Origin of the sequence: Pseudoalteromonas sp. Isolate6, assembly GCF_022398435.1 — a bacterium.
Lineage (GTDB): Bacteria > Pseudomonadota > Gammaproteobacteria > Enterobacterales > Alteromonadaceae > Pseudoalteromonas > Pseudoalteromonas galatheae.
Genome location: NZ_JAKEVK010000317.1, coordinates 1 through 3,137, shown reverse-complemented (window position 1 = coordinate 3,137; position 3,137 = coordinate 1). Strand labels below are relative to the sequence as shown.

Annotated in this window: 1 protein-coding gene; it reads right to left on the bottom strand. The window is 40.7% G+C overall.

Annotation, left to right across the window (positions count from 1 at the left end; genetic code table 11):
• Positions 1-321 precede the first annotated feature (321 nt).
• Positions 322-3,137: TonB-dependent receptor (locus L1D50_RS22305; RefSeq protein WP_239966866.1), on the bottom strand; the 2,816-nt coding region annotated here is incomplete at its 5' end.

The following is a 3,137-nucleotide window of genomic DNA, read 5'->3' as shown; positions in this document are numbered from 1 at the left end:
ATGTTACATACCTTTTACCAAAATATAAGCAAAAATAAAACACTTCGCAAATACTTGGCTATCTCGTTTCGCATAGTTAGTGTCTCAATTGAGCTAAATTTTGAATCCCAGAAGTGCTTACATCGCATGAGCTATATTAGATCCACTAGATGGAAATTGAGCCCTAGTTGCTTGCTCAAAGCCAAATGATATACCAGCAAGGCTAGAAAGTTACTCCCTGCTATTGCGAGAGTACAACTGTGCAATGAGTAGGATCATGCAAAGTCACACAAAAATTGAAGCTCGATAAGATCGAGCTTCAATTTTTAATTCGATATAGCATTAGAAGCTATAAGAAATAGTCGCATAGACGAAGCGACCAATATTATCGTACGAACCACTATCACCGCCTGTGGCTGTAGTATATTTGATTGGCTTTTTATCAAATATATTGTCTACTCCAACTTTAATCGAGAGCCCCATATCAAAGTTGTAGCCAGCTGTAATATCGCTTACAACATACGACGGCCACTCCATAAAGTTCGACGGGTTAGGGTTAGTTTCTAATTCATCTGGGCGGAAACGATCTGAACGCTCAATGTAGCGCATTCTCCAAGAAGCAAAATAGTTCTCATAATCATAGTTAATATCCAGCGTACCTTGCCATGATGGTTCGGTATCGACACCTGCATATTCTTCAAAACGATCTAATTCCTCTTGGAAAGGATACCTTTTTCGTTCAATCAATCGCGTTGCCATTAAACGTGAACTAAAGTTACCAATATCAGTGTTAAAGGAATAATTTAGTTCGAAATCGACACCCGATGCCTCTTGTTTCGATATATTCAGCACCTGGTTCTTAATATTCGTAATCTTACCGGACGTATCACGTGTGATTAAAGCACAGTATTGATTGTCTATACTCGCAGCGTCAACACAACGTTCGAGAATTTGCTGAGCCAAGATACTACTGATTGAATCCTCTAATTCAATATTCCAATAATCTACTGTAAAGCTCAGACCTGAAATACTGCTAGGTGTAAATACTGCACCTACGGTATAACTACTTGACTCTTCAGGTGATAGGTTACGATTACCACTAGACTCTCCAGGTAGCCTCGAATCATCGTATGGTTCATCGAACCCTACTGGTACACCTAAAGCCGAACAACTCGCTTGTCGAGCAGCTCGTTTGTCACCTGATATTTCATTAAGGTATTTGGCACGGCAAGGATCGTCTACACCAAAAAAGTTTTGACTTTTTGCACCAAAAATTTCGCTAATATTTGGCGCTCGAATCGCTTCAGAGACCGTTGAACGGAATCTTAAGTCATCATATACTTGCCAATCCAAACCCACTTTCCAAGTAGTAACATCACCAACCGTACTGTAATCAGCATATCGCGCAGCAATTTCCACAGTCATTGTATCGATTAGCGGTAAATCACCGAGTATAGGAATAGACGTTTCAGCGAACACTTCTGAGACATCATATTTACCTTTGTCTTCACCTAGAGCATTGAAGAATGTATCACCGTCTTTCGCGTTATCATCCTCAGTGCTTTCACTTTTTTCTTCTCTATATTCCAAACCAAAAGCAATACCTACAGGGCCGGCTGGTAGCTCATAAATGGCGGAGTTAGTTATCGTCGCACCGACGTTTAGTTGTTCAATTGTGCTTGTACCAACTGATACTGTATTAACGTAATTAATCGACTCTTGGCTAGGACGACCATAGCCCATTATGTCCATTGGGATACAACCATTATTTCGAGCATCTGCACTGCGACAAACTACATTACCACTGCCATCGTCTATCGCATCAATAGCTGCCATAAAATTAGGTACTACTAGATTATTATGATTCGCTCGTTCAATCTCAGTCTCACCTGAGTTAACAAACACCTCATAATCCCACTCTTCAGCGACTACCCCTTTGATACCAGCAACAAAACGAGTCGTTTCCCTAGTATTTATTTCGTACCTTCTACCGATATCACCATTGAATCGGTTAACTCTAATAGAATTAAGCCCATTTTCATCCATTAACTTTGCGGTAGTTGGGTGTAAAAAGGCGTTATCACGAGTAATGTTTAAAGCAGAACCTAAATAATAGAAGCTTGGCTGTCCCCAATCTTCAGATTCAATTTTTGAATATTTACCTTCAAAGTAGACTCTCGTGTCATCGTTAATTTCATAGTTGGTTTTGAAGTTAATAATGTGGCGATCAAAACTAGGCTGTATTTCTGTAAACTTACGTAGATTCATAAATTCACAGTTTTCACAACTTATGCCGTCAACTATGCCATTTAGTTGTATTGGACGAGAAGAGCCATCTGGGTTGAAAGTATACCAAGTGCCTCCCACATTAAATGCGCCAGGCTCATTCAACGCGAAGAGGCCCGCATTCTCATAGAAAATCTGGTCTGGATTATCTAGTGCATCTGGGCGAGTTGGGTCTTGATTTGGGTTAGTTAATTCTCGATAAGAGCCATTAGTAAAGTCACTATCTAGCGCGTTCAGTCTATCCTGTTGAGCAAACTCATAGGAAATACCAAAATTTCCCTTGCCGTTTAGGAAGCTTTGTCCATATGAGAAAGAAAACTTATCGTTACTATAATCGGAGTGCTCAGCCTCTCCTCGTGTATAAGACACCGATAAGCCCTCGATATCTTCTTTAAGAATAAAGTTTACAACACCTGTTACCGCATCAGCACCATAAACAGCAGACGCGCCACCAGTGATAACTTCAACTCTGTCTATCCATGCCGTTGGGATAGTATTTGTATCAACAGACGCAGTACCTGCGCTACTTGCAACATGACGCTTACCATTTACGAGTACTAGAGTACGATCTGTACCCATACCACGAAGGTCCAAAATATTAAGGCCAGAAGTACCAATATAGCGTCCTGAATTCTGAAGACCAAATGTCGGTTTCAAACTGGGCATTTTATTCAATGCTTCACCAATATTGAGCGCGCCAGTATTAATTAACTCCTCTCCAGAAATAACAGATACTGGACTTGGTGCAATAGCTCCTTCTCTGAGAATGCGAGAGCCAGTTACCTCGATTGTCTCTATTTCTTTTTCTTCTGCGGATACCGCTTGGATAGGTGCGCCAACAACAGTACTGACACATAGAAGCTTTACCGCAG